The sequence below is a fragment of the Nocardia arseniciresistens genome, assembly GCF_046764875.1.
GTDB classification, from domain to species: domain Bacteria; phylum Actinomycetota; class Actinomycetes; order Mycobacteriales; family Mycobacteriaceae; genus Nocardia; species Nocardia arseniciresistens.
Genome location: NZ_JBKORD010000012.1, coordinates 140,735 through 155,432, shown reverse-complemented (window position 1 = coordinate 155,432; position 14,698 = coordinate 140,735). Strand labels below are relative to the sequence as shown.

The window sequence follows — 14,698 nt, the reverse complement described above, 5'->3', positions numbered from 1 at the left end:
CGCTATCGCGCGCCGCTGATCTCGAGATGCTGCTCGACACACTGGTGTTGCGCCCCGAAAACGGCCGGTGCAGGTCGCGGCTGACGCACTCGGCGCACGGAACCCCGCCGCCGGATAGCCCGGCTGCGGGGTCTTGCCACCCTTCGGCGCGTACTACTGCCCTCTACCGGACGTTGATACTGTGCGCTGCTGCGTGGCCATGATCACGGCCGCAGCGGATTCTGCTGACCTGATCGCGCCTTCGTGTAGCCGTACCACTCGGTCGCGGTCTCCGTGCCCGCCCAGTGGACGCGGCCGACCGGCGGCCGCATCGTGTGAGCGTGCTCGGAGTGAGCCGCTACTAGTGCCCGGCAGAACATCTCGCCCAGGTACATGTGTCACGTCGACCTGAGCGATGCGGCGATCGTGTTCTGGAATCCCCGCCGAGCCCTGGGTTGGACAGGCGTGGACTATGCCCGCGAGGAGACCAATGGCGGTGTGGTGGTGGTGGTGTTCACCACGGCGCGGTGTCGAGCGAGGGCGAGTGCCATGGTCGCCAGCGAGGTGACGACGATGCCCGCGCCGAAGATCTGGATGGTGGGTGCGGCCCCGAGGTGGCGAGCCGTGTAGCCCGCACCGATGGTCGGTAGGGAGATGGCCGCGTAGGCGACGATGTAGAACGCCGCCATCACCTGGGCTCGTCGATCCGGTGGGGCCGCGGCACCGATCGTGCGCAAGCAACCGAACATTCCGCTACCCATGCCGAATCCTATGACGACGCCGGAGACGAGGAACCCTACGGCGGTCCCGTCGCCGGTCACAGACCCGGCCAGGCCGAGGATGCCCGCCGACATGATCGCCATACCCCAGGCGATCTGGGCCGTCGACGCCGTCTTCTGGGTGAGCACCGCAGCCACCGCGCCCGCGCAGCCCATCACCATGATCGAACCACCGGCGGGCAGATAACTGCTGGTGTGCAGCAGAGCCGGGACGATCGCGCCGACCAGGCCGAGGAACAGGCCGATGATCGACCACGCGCACGCGATCCCCAACCCCGCCAAGAGGAACGGCCCGCGGGTCGCACGCGGCACACCGGGTGCGGTGACCCGAAATCCGGTGCGCGACACCACGGTTTCCGGCATCAGCACGGTGCCCAGCAACAGGAGCGTCACCAACACCGCGAGCAGGACGAACGGCGTCACCAGCGGATGGGCCACGTATTGCACCAGCAGTGCCCCGACCATCCCACCCGATCCGACCCCGAGCGAGCTCGCGACGACGTTGTACAGACCGGCCTTGGCGGGATTATCGCCTCGATACAGCTCCATCAACGCCGCACCGGCGGCGCTGATGGCGATGCCGGTCGACAGCCCTTGCACGGCGCGGGCGAGGAAGAGCCAGATCACGTCGGAGGCATAGCCGAACAACACCATCGACGCGAGCAGACCAGCCAGTCCGGCCGCGATGACCGGGCGACGGCCGACGGCGTCGGAGATGCGGCCGACCGCCAGCAGGGTGGCCAAGACTCCGAAGCAATAGGTGGCGTAGATCAGCGTCACCGTCGAGGTGTCCAGGTGCCAGGTCGTCGCGTACAGCTTGTAGAGCGGCGAGGGCACGGCGGAGGCTGCCAGGCAGAACCCGATCACCGCCGCGGCCAGGCCGAATGCCACTTCATGAGGCAGCCGGGGTAGGCGCGGAACATCAGTCGTAGTCACAAGATTCAGACTCGTCGCGGGAACGATCTTCGACGAGTGGCAGAAATGACTAACTTGATGAAAATTCTGCCAGTAGTCTGGGGTTGTGGGTAACCCGGGAGTCGTAGCGGTCGCCGTCACCGACGGTATGCCGATGTTCGAGATGTCCATTGCTGCACAGGCATTCGGGATCAATCGGCGCGATATCGCCGATCCGTGGTACCAGCTGCGGATGTGCGCCGCCGATCCCGGCAAGACGCGTATCGCACACGGCTTCGTCCTGGACACGCCATATGATCTACACGCGCTCGAGAGCGCGGACACGGTTATCGTGCCCGGGCTGGATCCCGAGGACGTATCCGCGGACACCGTGGATCCGCGATTGACGGCCGCCGTTCTGACCGCGCACGCGCGCGGGGCTCGTATCGTCTCGCTGTGCACCGGCGCGTTCGCGTTGGCCGCGGCGGGGCTGCTGGACGGGCGGCGGGCTACCACCCATTGGCGCTATGCCGAACTCATGCGGACTCGGTTTCCGCGCGTCCGGGTCGATCCTGCGGTCCTCTACGTCGACGAAGGCGACGTGCTTACCAGCGCGGGCGTCAGCGCTGGTATCGACCTGTGCTTGCATCTCATCCGCACCGATCTCGGCGCGGACGTCGCAAATCAGGTGGCGCGCCGGATGGTTGTCCAAGCCCACCGCGCGGGCGGTCAGGCGCAATACATCGAGCAGCCGATGCCCCGATCCGACGGCGATGGACTCGGACCGGTATTGCAATGGGCGAGCGAGAATCTCGATCAGCAACTCACCATCGCGCAGTTGGCCCGCATTGCCGGGCTCAGTACACGCACCCTGGCCCGCCGCTTCGCCGAAGCCACCGGCACGACGCCGCTGCGCTGGCTGCACACTGAACGCCTCGCCCGCGCCCGCCAACTGCTCGAGGCCACAGATCTGTCGGTGGAGCGCATCAGCCAACTCTGCGGCATGGGCACCGCGGGCAACCTCCGACACCATTTCATCCGTGCGGTCGGCGTCACTCCGATGCTCTACCGCCGGTCCTTTCAGCGCTGACAGGGCGCCGGAGGCTCGTCCGAGCGACTGCCACTGCCCATGGGGCGCAGCCGGCACCGATACCGCACACAGAACCGCTGCCACCTCGGTCGGACACTGAGTGAATTCAGCCGGGCCTGATACGCAGCAAACTGGTCGCGCTCGTCTAGGGTGTGGGTGCGGCCAGTCGCACAGTCAGTAATGCATGAACAGCGGTACGTTCCGTGGCTTTTTCCACCGAATCGAAAGGCGCTGCATGGCAAAGGATTTGACACAACTCCAGCTACTGACCGAGCTCGAGCCGGTGGTCGCGGCCAACATCGACCGGCATGTTGGCATCGCCAAGGACTGGTGTCCGCACGATTATGTCCCCTGGGACGAGGGCCGCAACTTCGCAGCAATGGGTGGTGAGGATTGGGATCCTGAGCAGTCACGGCTCTCGGAGGTCGCCAAAGTCGCGATGATCACGAATCTGCTCACCGAGGACAACCTGCCCTCCTACCACCGCGTGATCGCCGAAAACTTCTCTCACGACGGTGCGTGGGGCACCTGGGTCGGCCGCTGGACCGCCGAGGAAAACCGCCACGCCATCGCCATGCGTGACTACCTCGTATGCACCCGCGCTGTCGATCCCGTCGCCTTGGAGAACGACCGGATGGTGCATTTGACCCGCGGCGTACACGCGCCGGAGGGCTTCGGCGGTGTGCTCGATCAGGTCGCGTACGTGACTTTCCAGGAGTTGGCCACCCGCGTCAGCCATCGCAGCACAGCGCGAGTCTGCGACGACCCGATCGCCGAACGGATGCTGCAACGCATTGCGGCCGACGAGAATCTGCACATGATGTTCTATCGCAACGTCACCGGTGCCGCGTTCGACATCGCCCCTGACCAGGCGATGGAGTCCGTGACCACTATCGTGAAGACGTTCGCCATGCCGGGCACCGGCATGCCGAACTGGCGTCGCAACGGCGTGTTGATGGTCAAGCACGGGATTTACGACCTTCGCCAGCACCTGGACGACGTCGTGTTACCTATCCTGCGAACCTGGAACGTCTTCAAGCGCACCGACTTCACCGCACGCGGCGAACGCAGCCGCGACGTACTCGCCGAGTACCTCGACAAACTCACTCGCGACGTCATCCGGTTCGAGGAACAACGCGCCCGCATCCTCGCCCGCGAGGCGGCGCGGGTCGGATAGGGCACCCGGGATGTCACAGTCGCGAACACCCCCACGACTGTGACGTCCTTCCCGGTGCCGGTCACCGCGTTCCAGAAGTGTTCGATGTCGGTGGCCGATAGTTCGGCGCGAGCGCACGCTTGACCAGGCGTGCTGGGACTTCGACCGGCGCGGTGCAGCCTTGCCCGAGTTCTACGGCGCGGCAGTCGAGTTCGGCGCACCGCGAACCGAACCCGCCCCACCACGGGTGATAGGCATCGGAGCACTGCCGGTGGGCTGGATTCTCTCGGAGTCGCCGAACCCAAACCCCGCGCCCATCAATCGAGCGGGTTCGCCGACTTGCTCACACTGCGGGGGCGCTGCGATGTGGGGATCGGTTGCGGCCTGTGGGGGGTCGGTGCGCGGGTGGGGACGGTGAGCATGGCGACGATCATGTCGATGATTTCCGCGGCGTCGTTGTCGGGGTCGGGGGTGCGGACGCCTGATTCCAGGGCGCGTTCGTAGTCGGCGATGAGGGCGAACATGACCGTTGCCATGGTCTCCAGGCGTTGGCGACGGCGGCGGGCGGGCAGTTGCGGGAGTGCGGCGTCGAGGCGGACGGCGATGATGCGGACCGCGGCGCGGTCGGCTCCTGCCAGGCGGCGGGCGTCGGCGATGACGGGATGGTCGCGCACGACTTCGAGGAAGCGGCCGTAGTGGGTGACGCGGTCGGTGCCGACGAGTTCGAGGATCGGTGCGGCTAGCATGGCGACCAGGGTGTGGACCTGATGTGCGGTGTCGTCGCCTTCGTGTTCGGCGAGCAGTTGCATTCGGCGGTCTTCGAGCCAGTTCATGCGGCGGTCGACGATGGCTTCGATGAGGCCGGTGCGTGAGTCGAAGTAGTAGTGGACCGCGGAGTTGTTGCGCTGGCCTGCGGCGGCGGCGATGTCGCGCAGTGGGACCTCGACGCCGCGTTCGGCGATGAGTCGTTCCCCGGCGTCGAGCAGTGCCGCGCGCGAATCGTCGATGGGCATAACCGCACTGTACTAAACCCGAGTATTGACGATGTTAAGCATCAGTGATTAATTGGTGGCGTGGGAAGTACGGATCACCGCATCGCGCACGGACCGATATTCCAGCTGTGCTGGGTGGTCGGTGACATGGCGGGTGCACAGCGGGAGTTCACCGAACGCTACGGAGTGACCGAGTGGCTCACCATCCCCGATGTGCACTTCGGGCCGGAGTCCACCGAGCTGCGCGGCGCCCCCGCCGAGTACACGATCACCGTGGCGCTGGGTTATGCGGGCGGGCAGCAGTTGGAGCTGATCGAGCCCAGGAGCGGGACGAGCCTGTACTCCGAGCATCTCGACCGCGTCGGCCCAGGCCTCCATCACGTCGCATGGGTTCCCGAGGACTTCGACGCCGCACTCGTGCAGGCGCGGTCACGCGGCTGCGAGATCCTCGCCAGGGGGTCCTTCGAGGGGATCGGGATGGAGTTCGCCTACCTCGACGGCGGCGCATTCGGTTCGCACGTCGAGCTGATGCGGCTCTCGGCGGACATGCGGGCGATGTTCGATCACCTGATCCCGGAAGGATATTCGAACCCATGGGCGTAGATGACGTGATCGCCCGCCGATCGCGGAGTCGCCGGACACCGATGAGCCCGAGCGGGACAACGTGATCGCGCCGGGCACTTCTATCTCGGCGGTGGCGCGCCGGTGCAACAAACGACCGGCCACGACGACAGCGTCGAGGCGATGACCGCCTACCTGCAACCGGTTACCCCGCAACCGGATCCGGTGAAGATCGGTACGTACTGCCAGCACAGCGTCGCGCATTTCGAGTGGCCCGCCGCCAATGGCGTCGAGTTCGAGCGGTCGAACATTTGGTCGCCGATCCCCTCGGTCGCATCGTCGGGGTACTGGCTGACGCCCCTGACCGAGGACTGTTCCGGCCGCCGCGCGGGTGCCCATGCCGCGCACGGCACCTCATCACCCGCCGAGCAGGCGGATCCACCGCGCACCTGCACACCGAAGGACATCTGATATGCGATTCACCTACGCCGAGACGATGGTCGACCCCACCTACTATGTGCCGTTGGCGCGTGCGGCCGAGGAGGCCGGGTACACGAGCATGGTTGTGGCCGACAGCGTCGCGTACCCGAAGGACTCCGACGCCAAGTATCCCTACACCCCCGACGGCAGCCGGGAGTTCCTGGAGAACAAGCCGTTCGTCGAGGCGTTCGTGGTGACCGCGGCAATGGCCGCGGTGACGACGACGCTGCGGTTCACACCGTTCGTGCTGAAACTGCCGATTCGCCCTCCGGTGCTGGTCGCCAAGCAGGCGGCTTCGATCGCGGCGATGAGCGGCAACCGGCTCGGGCTCGGTGTCGGAATCAGCCCCTGGCCCGACGATTTCGACATGATGGGGGTGCCGTTCGAACACCGCGGCGCACGGATGGACGAATGCATCGACATCGTGCGTGGCTTGACCGGCGGCGGGTACTTCGAATTCCACGGCAAGTTCTACGACATCGCGCCGCTGAAGATCAATCCGGTGCCGACCGCGCCGATTCCGATTCTGATCGGTGGACACAGTGAGCCCGCGTTGCGCCGGGCGGCACAGCGCGGTGATGGATGGATGCATGCCGGTGGGGATCCCGCGGAGTTGGATCGGCTGCTGGACCGGCTCACCGTGCTGCGCGCGGAATACGGAACCCGCGAGGATTTCGAGGTGCACGTCATCTCGCTGGATGGATTCACCGTGGACGGAGTGAAACGGTTGGCGGACAGGGGCGTCACCGATGTGATCGTCGGCTTCCGCTACCCGTATACGACCGAGGTCGATACCGAACCGCTCGACACCAAGATCGCGAACCTGTCGCGGTTCGCCGAGAAGGTCATCGCCAAGATCGGCAACTGATCGTCGACTCGCATCCCGCTGACCGGGAAGCCGTCTTCGACACGTCGGCGCTGCGATCTACGTTGTGCCGATGTTCAGAGCGAGGCTCGGGGTCCGGACACGGATTCTGGCGATCGCGCTCGTCCCGAGCTCGACCCTGCTCGTGGTCGGCGTGGGCGCGGCGGCGTACCTGGTGGCCGAGGGAAATAAGGCCCAGGAGTGGGCTTCGCAGAACCGGCAGGTGATTCCGTCGACGCGCCAATTCTTGGAGGCCGTCCAGGAGGAACGCCAATTGACACTGACCGCGCTCGGTGGTGATGAATCGTTGGCGCTCACTCTCGGCCCGGCCCGGCAACGGCTGGACATCGCGTTCAAGGGGCTCATGAGCGGTACGAACGGTGTGCGCGAGGTCGACGATTCGAAGATAGGCAGCACCGCGAACAACTTCATCGCCGTGGTCGCGCAGTTGACTCAGGTGCGCACGGCCGCCGATACCGGCCAATTGCCCGCGGCCGATGCGTACGCGTTCTTCAACCGTCTGCTCGACGCCATTACCAGCGGCTCCAAGGTGATCGCCGCGACGGCGCCGAATGCCGAGCTCGGCTTGCGGTTCGCCACCGGGCTACGGCTGTTCCTGGTGGACGAAGCGTTCTCGCGCAGCAGCGCGCTGGCGAGCATGATCATCGCCTCCCCTGGCCCGCCACCCATTCCGATGGAGGAGTTCTGGCGCCAGACCGGTTTCTATCACACCGAAGTGACCACTCTGGCAAGCTCGCTCGGCACCGAGCAGCACAGAAGTCTGCAAGCGCTGATGGCCGGGCCCGCGTGGCAGCGCATCACCACCATGGAAAACGCACTCGCCCACCGCAATACGGCTACTCCGACACCGAACGCCAACCACTTGGTTACCCAATCGGGGTGGCCGGCGCTGCCCCTCACCACCACGGAGTGGCAGGCCGCCGCGACGGAGGTGAACCGCGGCCTGATCGCTTCGTGGCTCGCCCAGAACGAGGAAGCCCAGACGCTGGCCGAAGCCGAGGCCGCCGATGCGACCACGAAATCCGCGTGGGCAGGTGGCGGCGTGATCGCAGTCAGCCTGCTGGCCTTCGCCATCGCGATCCTGCTGGCGAACCGGATCATTCGCAGACTGGAGAGACTACGCGGGGAGACCCTCGCACTGGCCGACGAACGCCTACCCGACATGATGCGTCGACTCAACGCGGGCGAAATCATCGACCCCGACGCCGAATCCCCCGACCTGGACTACGGTCACGACGAGATCGGCCAGGTAGCCAACGCATTCCAGCACGCGCACGGCGCGGCCGTCGCCGGTGCGGTGAACGAAGCCAGAACCCGAGAGGGTGTCAAGGCGGTCTTCCTCAATATCGCCCACCGCAGCCAAGTCGTCGTGCACCGTCAGCTCGAAATTCTCGACAAAGCCGAAGAGCGGCAAGAGGATCCAGCGCTGCTGAACACCCTGTTCGAACTCGACCACCTCGCCACCCGCGAACGTCGAAACGCCGAAAACCTGATCATTCTCGCCGGCGGCCGACCGGGCAGGCAGTGGCGCAATCCGGTGCCGCTGATCGACGTGGTCCGCAGCGCGGTCGGCGAAACCCTCGACTACACCCGAGTGCGAGTGGCCCGGCTGCCCGAAACGCAGCTGCTCGGCGCGGTCGTCGCCGACCTCATCCACCTGCTCGCCGAACTGGTGGACAACGCGACCTCCTTCTCACCGCCGCAATCACGCGTCGAAGTCACCGGCAAAGTGGTCGGTAAGGGCGTGGTCACCGAAATCAGCGACCAAGGCATGGGTGTGCCCTCCGCCAAGATGGCCAGAATCAACGAACTCCTGCGCCAGCCACCAGATTTCGGTCTCGTGGCATTGTCCGCGGACGCCCGGCTCGGACTGTTCGTCGTCGCCCGACTGGCCGCCCGCCATCACATTTCGATCCGGCTCGCCGAATCCGATTACGGCGGCGTCCGCGTCATCGTGCTCATCCCGTCCGCCCTGCTGGCCCAGGAGAACGTCCACACCCCGCCACCCCTCGGCGCCGCCGAGAACGGTTCCGGGGCACTCACCGCACTACCGCCCTCGCACACCGTGGACCCCGATCCGCTGCCGCGCGCGTGGTAGACCGTCGCACTGTGCTGGGGCGGCTCTGCACATCTGCCACTTCGAACCACCGATTAAGGCAGGCCGAACTATTTGTCGGATGGGTCGGCGATGGGGATGCGCGCAGCGGTGTCGGCCCGAATCCCATCCAACACCAGCGTCAGGTGTCTTCGCCAACCCAACGAGTCCAGTGGCCGAATCACCGGGACAGCTGATTCGAGGCCGGTCATTATGGCGAATATATCCCCGACGTCGATTCCCGGGCGTAGTGCCGCATTCGAATGAGCGCGCGCGAGCAGCTGCGAAACCGCCGGTATTATCTCGTCTCGAAAATATGGAAAGAGCGTGGAATCGCCGCACGCGGCCCGCAGCATTTCACCGAATCCACAGTTCGTCACCACGTTTTCACCACCGTATTCGAGCAACCGAATCAATCCCTGCCACGGGACCGGATCGCGTGCGGCGTCAACGGCCTCCCCGGCGAAGTCGACCAGGTATCGCTCGAACATCGTCGTAATGAGTTCCTGCTTGTTCGCGAATTGGCGATAGACAGTGCCCACACCCACACCCGCGTGCCGGGCGACCTCGTCCAGGCTGAACGCCGACCCCCGATCGGACAGCAATCCGTGCGTGGCGGCGAATATCCGATGGAGGTTGCGTTCGGTATCCGCGCGCAAGCGACGCGAGGACATCAACGCCTCGACCCTCGCCTGGGCGGGAGTCACTTCAGGGTGATGGCCCGCTCCGGGCACGCCATCACACCCTCGCGTGCCGCCTCCTCGAGGCCGGCCGGAATCTCGCCCTCCAAGGGCAGGGCATAGCCGCTGTCATCGAGTTCGAACACCTCGGGGGCCGCTGCCGCGCACCGTGCATGCCCGGAGCACAGCGCCGTGTCAATGGTGATCTTCATAGAAATCTCTCCAGTCTCGGGTGGCGATATCGCCGAGATGCCTGCTCGGGCCGTCAGGATCCGATGAGGTCGTCGGCGACCTCGCGCAGAGCCCGCAGCCGTGCCTCGAGCAGTTCGCGTTCAGCCTGATCGGGGTCACCGAGTTCGCCGAGGCGCGCCTCGGTTTCGCCGATCTCCTCCTGTAACCGGCCGTATGCCTCCTCGCGGGTCAGCAGGTCCAGATCGGTCCAATCGGACCGCTCGGACTCCGGACGCCTACTCATGCTGGAAAGTTGTAGAGGCGGCGGGTGTTCAGTTCGACCATCTGGTGCACCTCGTCATCGGGCACGCCGGCGAGAACCTCCGCGGCGTAGGCGCGGCTCTTGGGCCAGTACGAGTCCGAATGCGGGTAGTCGCATTCCCAGGTGATGCGCTCGACGCCGATATGGTGGCGTACCTCCACACCGAATCGGTCATCGATGAAACAGCCGTGGATGTGCTTGAAGAACAACTCCGAGGGCCGTGTCTCCTGGTTGACGTTCTGGTAGAAGCGATGCCGCTCCCAGGTGCCGTCCATTCGCTCGAGCAGATACGGCATCCAGCCGATGCCGCCCTCGGACAACCCGACCTTGAGCTTGGGATGCCGATAGAACACCGGGGAGAACAGCAGGTCGGCGGTCGCGAACATCGAGTTGCAGCCGAATAGCGCGATTGTCACCGCGAACGGCGCTTCCGGAGCGGTGACCGGCGGCTTACCCGAGGTGCCGAAGTGCAGGCAGATCGGCATATCGGTTTCTTCGGCGGCCGAGAACACCGGATCCCAGTGGTCGGTGTGGAACGACGGCAGTCCCAGTGGTGACGGGTTCTCCGGGAACGAGATCGCTTTGGCGCCCTTGGCCGCGGTCCGGTGGATTTCGGCCACACAGGCCGGTATGTCCCACAGCGGCAGAATGATCAGCGGAATGAGCCGGTCCGGTGCCGCGGCGCACCATTCGTCGAGTACGAAGTCGTTCCACGCCTGCACCGACAGCAACGCCAGTTGCTTATCTTGCGCCTCGAGGAAGATGGTGCCCGCGAAGCGCGGAAAGGACGGGAAGCACAGCGCACCCCACACGCCGTCCAGGTCCATATCGCGCAACCGTGCCTTCGGGTCGTAGCACCCGGGAATCATCTCGTCGTAGCGCGTCGGTTCCATACCGAATTCCTCGGGCTTCTTGCCCGCCACCGCGTTCAGGCCGATGTACGGATAAATCCGGCCCTCGTAGGTCCACACCTCCGCGGGCGCTCGGCCCTCGCTGCGCGACTGCTCGATGATGCGGGGACCCGCCTCCCGATACTTCGCCGGCAACCGGTCCGTCCACAGCCGCGGGGGCTCGATCAGATGGTCGTCGGTCGACAGCAACTTCATCCACGGCTGTAACGGCATCGTCGCGCTCCCTTGTCCTAATCGCGCGGCCCCGGACAACCATTCCGAGGCGCGCCGCTCCCACCGAACACGCGGTGCGGAGCCGCAAACCAACTGTGCGCTGGCACACAAACCCTATATCAGCGGCCAGATTGTGTACACCTGATTCCGTCCCGCCCAGCGGGAAACCCGTCGTTATGTCACCAATAGCGTCCGCTACGCGGTCATTAGGGCTACCCATTTATTCAGCGATTCACTAGGCTCGTTTTACCGGCGCACAGCGGATCGGGTGGAGCCTCTCCGGCTTCGACGGCGGCTGCGGCCGACGCCGACTCGACGGAAGGAGACCCACGATGGGTCGAGTGCAGGACAAGGTCGTCTTCATCACCGGAGCCGCGCGCGGACAGGGCCGGGCCCACGCGCTGCGCCTCGCGCAGGAAGGCGCCGACATCATCGCCGTCGACATCTGCGAGGACATCGCCAGCAACGCCTACCCGCTGTCCCGACAGACCGATCTCGACGAAACCGCGCGCCTTGTCGAGAAGCTCGGCCGCCGCATCGTCGCCCGCAAGGCCGACGTGCGTGACGCTGCGGCGCTCAAAGCCGCAGTGGCCGAAGGAGTTTCCGAACTCGGTAAGCTCGACGCGGTCGTCGCCAATGCCGGCATTTCCCCGCTCGGACACCAACAGAGCGCCCAGGCCTTCATCGATGCGGTCACCGTCGACTTCATCGGCGTCGTGCACGCTGTCGAGGCCGCTCTGCCCTATCTGCCCGACGGTGCCTCGATCGTGGCGACCGGGTCACTGGCCGGACTGGCCACCGCGACCACCGACAACCCGGCCCTCGGTCCCGGCGGCACGGGCTACTCCTTCGCCAAACGTAATGTCGCCTCGTTCGTCCACGATCTCGCGATGGTGCTCTCACCACGGCGGATTCGGGTCAACGCTGTGCACCCGGGCAACTGCAATACCGACATGCTCAATAGCGACATCATGTACCGCGCGTTCCGGCCCGACCTGGACAACCCGACCCGCGAGGACGCGATGTCCTCGTTCCCCGCGACCAGCGCCATGGGCAACCCCTACATCGAACCCGAGGACGTCGCGGACTCCGTACTGTTCCTCGTCTCCGATGAATCCCGCTGGGTCACCGGTATGCAGCACCGCGTCGACTCGGGCGGCTATGTGAAGAAGCGCCCGCAACAGCCTGCGTTCTGAACCGCGAATTCACAGGAAGGGAGCCGCCGGATTCCGGCGGCTCCCTTCCTGTGATCGAACCGAAACTCGGTGCATCACATGTGTTTCACGTCGCGCTGAGTCACCGCGCCGTCATATCGATGACGACCTTTCCGGTGGTGCGGCGTTCGGCCACATCGGTCAACGCGACCGCGACATCCTCGAGCCGATGGACTGTAGAGACAAGCGGGCGCATCCCGTCGCGAACCAGCTGTCCGAGGACCCGATCGGCCTCGACTACCGCGTCCGGGCGGTACTGACGCACCGTCCGGATCTCGAACCCGCGCACCACCACATCCTTGAGCAGTACGAGATTCAGTGGTATCCGCGGAATCTTGCCGTCGGCGTAACCGATCGTGACAAATCGGCCCCCGCGACGCAACGCACGCAACGCGGCCTCGGAGTAGTCGCCGCCCACCGGGTCGATCACGAGATGCACGCCCGCGCCACCGCTGAGTTCACGGATTCGCGTCTTCAGATCCTCGTGCACATAGTCGACGCCGCCCTCCGCGCCCAGCTTGCGAGCCACCGCGAGCCGGTCCGCACTGGACGCGGCCGCGATGACATGCATCCCGAGTCGCGCCGCGATATCGACCGCGGCCGAGCCGACCCCGCCCGCGGCACCGAGTATCGCCGTCCACTCCCCCGATGTGGCCTGACCTACGGTGACCAGCGAGTGGTACGCGGTGGCGTAGGTGACATGAAACGCTGCCGCGTGGACCATATCCAAGCCGTCGGGCACCGAGCGAAGCGCGGCGACGGGCACCACGACCTGCTCGGCGAACGCACCACCGAGTACCGCGCCGGCCACCGGCGTGCCCACCGCGGGCCCGTCCACTCCGGGCCCCAAAGCCGCTATGACACCGGCGAATTCGCTGCCCGGGGTGAACGGTAGCGGTGCCGAGATCTGGTAGCGGTTCGCCACGATCAGCACATCCGGGAAATTGACGGCCGCGGCGTGCACGGTGACCAGCACCTCGCCCGGACCCGGTGCGAGGTCGTCGACTTCGACGACCTCGAGGCCGCTGGGCGATCCGTATTCCGTACAGCGTGCGGCCCTCACCGCGACCTCCTCATATCCGGCATCGCCGGGTCGCGCGGCAGGCCGAGGACCTGCTCGGCAATGGTGTTGCGTTGGATCTCAGCGGTGCCCGCACCGATCGTAGAGGCGCGGGTGCGCAGAAAGCCCCACACCCAGCGCCCGCGTTGGACGGCGTGCGGATCGCCACGGCCGAGAATGCCGTGGGCACCGAGCATGTCGACGGCGAACTCGTGCAGGTCCTGTTCGAAGGTCACGATGAACAATCGCGATGTCGAGGACGCCGGACCGGGCTCGCCCTTGGTCATGATGTCGGTGATGGTCCGCATCCCGGTCAACCGCATGATCTGGACCCGCGTCTCGAAGTCCGCGAGCCGATCACGCACCAGCGGATCCGCCGTCGCACCGCGCTCGTGCGCCAGCTCGATCAGTTCATCGAGCACGCGCCGGTACAACGCGGCCTGGTTCATCGCCCCGGCCGCCCGCTCATGGCCCAAACTTGTTCGTACCAGCGGCCATCCGTCGTTCTCGGTACCGATCCGGTTGACGACCGGTACTCGCACGTCGCTGAAGAAGATCTCACAGAAGATCGCGTCGCCGGTCAGATCGCGCAGCGGTCGCACGCTGACGCCGGAGGCGTGCGCGTCGATCAGCAGGTAGCTGATCCCGTCCTGGCGTGAGCCGGGCGGGCCGGTGCGGACCAGGGTGAAGATGATGTCGGCGATATCGGCCGAACTGTTCCACACCTTCTGCCCGTTGACCACATACTCCGCTGCGGGATCGTCGGGACCGCCGCCCTCGCGCCGCGCCGAGGTGCGCAGGGCCGGGAGATCCGACCCGGCACCGGGTTCGGAATAGCCTTGCGCCCACACCAGATCGCCGCGCAGCATCGGGCCCAGAAAGCGCTGTTTCTGCTCGGCCGTACCGTATTTGATGATCGTCGGCGCCGCGATGCCGAGCCCGGTACCCAGCGGGCCCGGCACCCTGGCCTTGGCGTACTCCTCCTGATAGATGACCTGACGGGCGAAGCTCAGCTCCATCCCGCCGAATTCGCGCGGCCAGCTCGGCCCGGCATAACCCGCGTCGTAAAGGGTTGCCAGCCAAGTCTTCTGCCAGGCGACCCGGTCGCCGCGGCCTTTGGGCCCGCGGCCGGGATGATGTCGGGTCAGGAAGGCGCGCAGGCCCGTCCGGAACTGCTCATCGGTCTCGGCCGGATCGTCGCGGCGGTCCCGCATG

15 protein-coding genes are annotated in these 14,698 nt (G+C 65.9%); 7 read left to right on the top strand and 8 right to left on the bottom strand.

From position 1 onward, the window contains the following. Nucleotides 1-449: 449 nt before the first annotated feature. Nucleotides 450-1,694: an MFS transporter gene (locus tag ACLMAJ_RS22805; RefSeq protein WP_412015834.1), complete on the bottom strand. Its 1,245-nt coding sequence runs from the start codon at nucleotides 1,692-1,694 to the stop codon at nucleotides 450-452. 85 nt (nucleotides 1,695-1,779) lie between these two features. On the opposite strand from ACLMAJ_RS22805, the gene ACLMAJ_RS22800 reads away from it, so the two are divergent. After that, nucleotides 1,780-2,742 (top strand): helix-turn-helix domain-containing protein, encoded by a 963-nt coding sequence (locus tag ACLMAJ_RS22800; RefSeq protein WP_412015833.1) that lies wholly within the window; start codon nucleotides 1,780-1,782, stop codon nucleotides 2,740-2,742. A 235-nt stretch (nucleotides 2,743-2,977) separates the two neighbouring features. Next, nucleotides 2,978-3,919, top strand: a complete 942-nt coding sequence (locus tag ACLMAJ_RS22795; RefSeq protein WP_412015832.1) for an acyl-ACP desaturase — start codon at nucleotides 2,978-2,980, stop codon at nucleotides 3,917-3,919. Nucleotides 3,920-4,215: 296 nt separating this feature from the next. Here ACLMAJ_RS22795 and ACLMAJ_RS22790 read toward each other — a convergent pair whose 3' ends face one another. Beyond that, nucleotides 4,216-4,911, bottom strand: a complete 696-nt coding sequence (locus ACLMAJ_RS22790; RefSeq protein ID WP_412015831.1) for a TetR family transcriptional regulator — start codon at nucleotides 4,909-4,911, stop codon at nucleotides 4,216-4,218. 60 nt (nucleotides 4,912-4,971) lie between these two features. Here ACLMAJ_RS22790 and ACLMAJ_RS22785 point away from each other — a divergent pair, with 60 nt between their 5' ends. The 4 genes from ACLMAJ_RS22785 (at nucleotide 4,972) to ACLMAJ_RS22770 (ending at nucleotide 8,915) form a co-directional block, all read left to right on the top strand. Continuing rightward, entirely contained in the window at nucleotides 4,972-5,493 is a 522-nt protein-coding gene (locus ACLMAJ_RS22785) for a VOC family protein (protein WP_412015830.1), read from the top strand. A 102-nt stretch (nucleotides 5,494-5,595) separates the two neighbouring features. Next, nucleotides 5,596-5,922, top strand: a complete 327-nt coding sequence (locus ACLMAJ_RS22780) for a hypothetical protein (protein WP_412015829.1) — start codon at nucleotides 5,596-5,598, stop codon at nucleotides 5,920-5,922. Between the two features lies 1 nt (nucleotide 5,923). Beyond that, nucleotides 5,924-6,799, top strand: coding sequence for a TIGR03619 family F420-dependent LLM class oxidoreductase (locus tag ACLMAJ_RS22775; RefSeq protein ID WP_412015828.1), 876 nt, complete (start codon nucleotides 5,924-5,926; stop codon nucleotides 6,797-6,799). A gap of 70 nt (nucleotides 6,800-6,869) precedes the next feature. Next, entirely contained in the window at nucleotides 6,870-8,915 is a 2,046-nt protein-coding gene (locus tag ACLMAJ_RS22770; protein ID WP_412015827.1) for a sensor histidine kinase, read from the top strand. Between the two features lie 68 nt (nucleotides 8,916-8,983). Here ACLMAJ_RS22770 and ACLMAJ_RS22765 read toward each other — a convergent pair whose 3' ends face one another. From ACLMAJ_RS22765 to ACLMAJ_RS22750, 4 genes are read right to left on the bottom strand one after another with little or no spacing between them, the layout of a single operon-like run. Beyond that, nucleotides 8,984-9,619 carry a TetR/AcrR family transcriptional regulator gene (locus ACLMAJ_RS22765; protein WP_412015826.1) on the bottom strand — a complete coding sequence of 212 codons (636 nt, stop codon included), beginning with the start codon at nucleotides 9,617-9,619 and terminating at the stop codon, nucleotides 8,984-8,986. Further along, a complete protein-coding gene (locus ACLMAJ_RS22760; protein WP_412015825.1) occupies nucleotides 9,616-9,804 on the bottom strand; it encodes a ferredoxin in 189 nt (62 codons plus the stop codon). The genes ACLMAJ_RS22765 and ACLMAJ_RS22760 overlap by 4 nt, the downstream gene beginning before the upstream one ends. 53 nt (nucleotides 9,805-9,857) lie before the next feature. Further along, complete coding sequence (locus tag ACLMAJ_RS22755) at nucleotides 9,858-10,067, bottom strand: hypothetical protein (protein ID WP_412015824.1); 210 nt, start codon at nucleotides 10,065-10,067, stop codon at nucleotides 9,858-9,860. Continuing rightward, nucleotides 10,064-11,209, bottom strand: coding sequence for an amidohydrolase family protein (locus tag ACLMAJ_RS22750; protein ID WP_412015823.1), 1,146 nt, complete (start codon nucleotides 11,207-11,209; stop codon nucleotides 10,064-10,066). Before ACLMAJ_RS22750 ends, ACLMAJ_RS22755 begins: the two co-directional genes overlap by 4 nt. A gap of 332 nt (nucleotides 11,210-11,541) precedes the next feature. Between ACLMAJ_RS22750 and ACLMAJ_RS22745 the strand changes: the two genes are divergently transcribed. Then, on the top strand, nucleotides 11,542-12,405 hold the full coding sequence (locus ACLMAJ_RS22745) for a mycofactocin-coupled SDR family oxidoreductase (protein WP_412015822.1): 864 nt from the start codon (nucleotides 11,542-11,544) through the stop codon (nucleotides 12,403-12,405). Between the two features lie 100 nt (nucleotides 12,406-12,505). Here the strand turns inward: ACLMAJ_RS22745 and ACLMAJ_RS22740 are convergent, their stop codons facing one another. Further along, on the bottom strand, nucleotides 12,506-13,486 hold the full coding sequence (locus ACLMAJ_RS22740) for an NADPH:quinone oxidoreductase family protein (protein ID WP_412015821.1): 981 nt from the start codon (nucleotides 13,484-13,486) through the stop codon (nucleotides 12,506-12,508). Continuing rightward, nucleotides 13,483-14,697: an acyl-CoA dehydrogenase family protein gene (locus ACLMAJ_RS22735; protein ID WP_412015953.1), complete on the bottom strand. Its 1,215-nt coding sequence runs from the start codon at nucleotides 14,695-14,697 to the stop codon at nucleotides 13,483-13,485. The genes ACLMAJ_RS22740 and ACLMAJ_RS22735 overlap by 4 nt, the downstream gene beginning before the upstream one ends. Nucleotide 14,698 lies beyond the last annotated feature (1 nt).

Coding starts and splice junctions, on each gene's coding strand:
- ACLMAJ_RS22755 (WP_412015824.1), bottom strand. CDS start 10,067: ATGAGTAGGCGTCCGGAGTCCGAGCGGTCCGATTGGACCGATCTGGAC.
- ACLMAJ_RS22795 (WP_412015832.1), top strand. CDS start 2,978: ATGGCAAAGGATTTGACACAACTCCAGCTACTGACCGAGCTCGAGCCG.
- ACLMAJ_RS22760 (WP_412015825.1), bottom strand. CDS start 9,804: ATGAAGATCACCATTGACACGGCGCTGTGCTCCGGGCATGCACGGTGC.
- ACLMAJ_RS22790 (WP_412015831.1), bottom strand. CDS start 4,911: ATGCCCATCGACGATTCGCGCGCGGCACTGCTCGACGCCGGGGAACGA.
- ACLMAJ_RS22735 (WP_412015953.1), bottom strand. CDS start 14,697: ATGCGGGACCGCCGCGACGATCCGGCCGAGACCGATGAGCAGTTCCGG.
- ACLMAJ_RS22775 (WP_412015828.1), top strand. CDS start 5,924: ATGCGATTCACCTACGCCGAGACGATGGTCGACCCCACCTACTATGTG.
- ACLMAJ_RS22750 (WP_412015823.1), bottom strand. CDS start 11,209: ATGCCGTTACAGCCGTGGATGAAGTTGCTGTCGACCGACGACCATCTG.
- ACLMAJ_RS22770 (WP_412015827.1), top strand. CDS start 6,870: ATGTTCAGAGCGAGGCTCGGGGTCCGGACACGGATTCTGGCGATCGCG.
- ACLMAJ_RS22745 (WP_412015822.1), top strand. CDS start 11,542: ATGGGTCGAGTGCAGGACAAGGTCGTCTTCATCACCGGAGCCGCGCGC.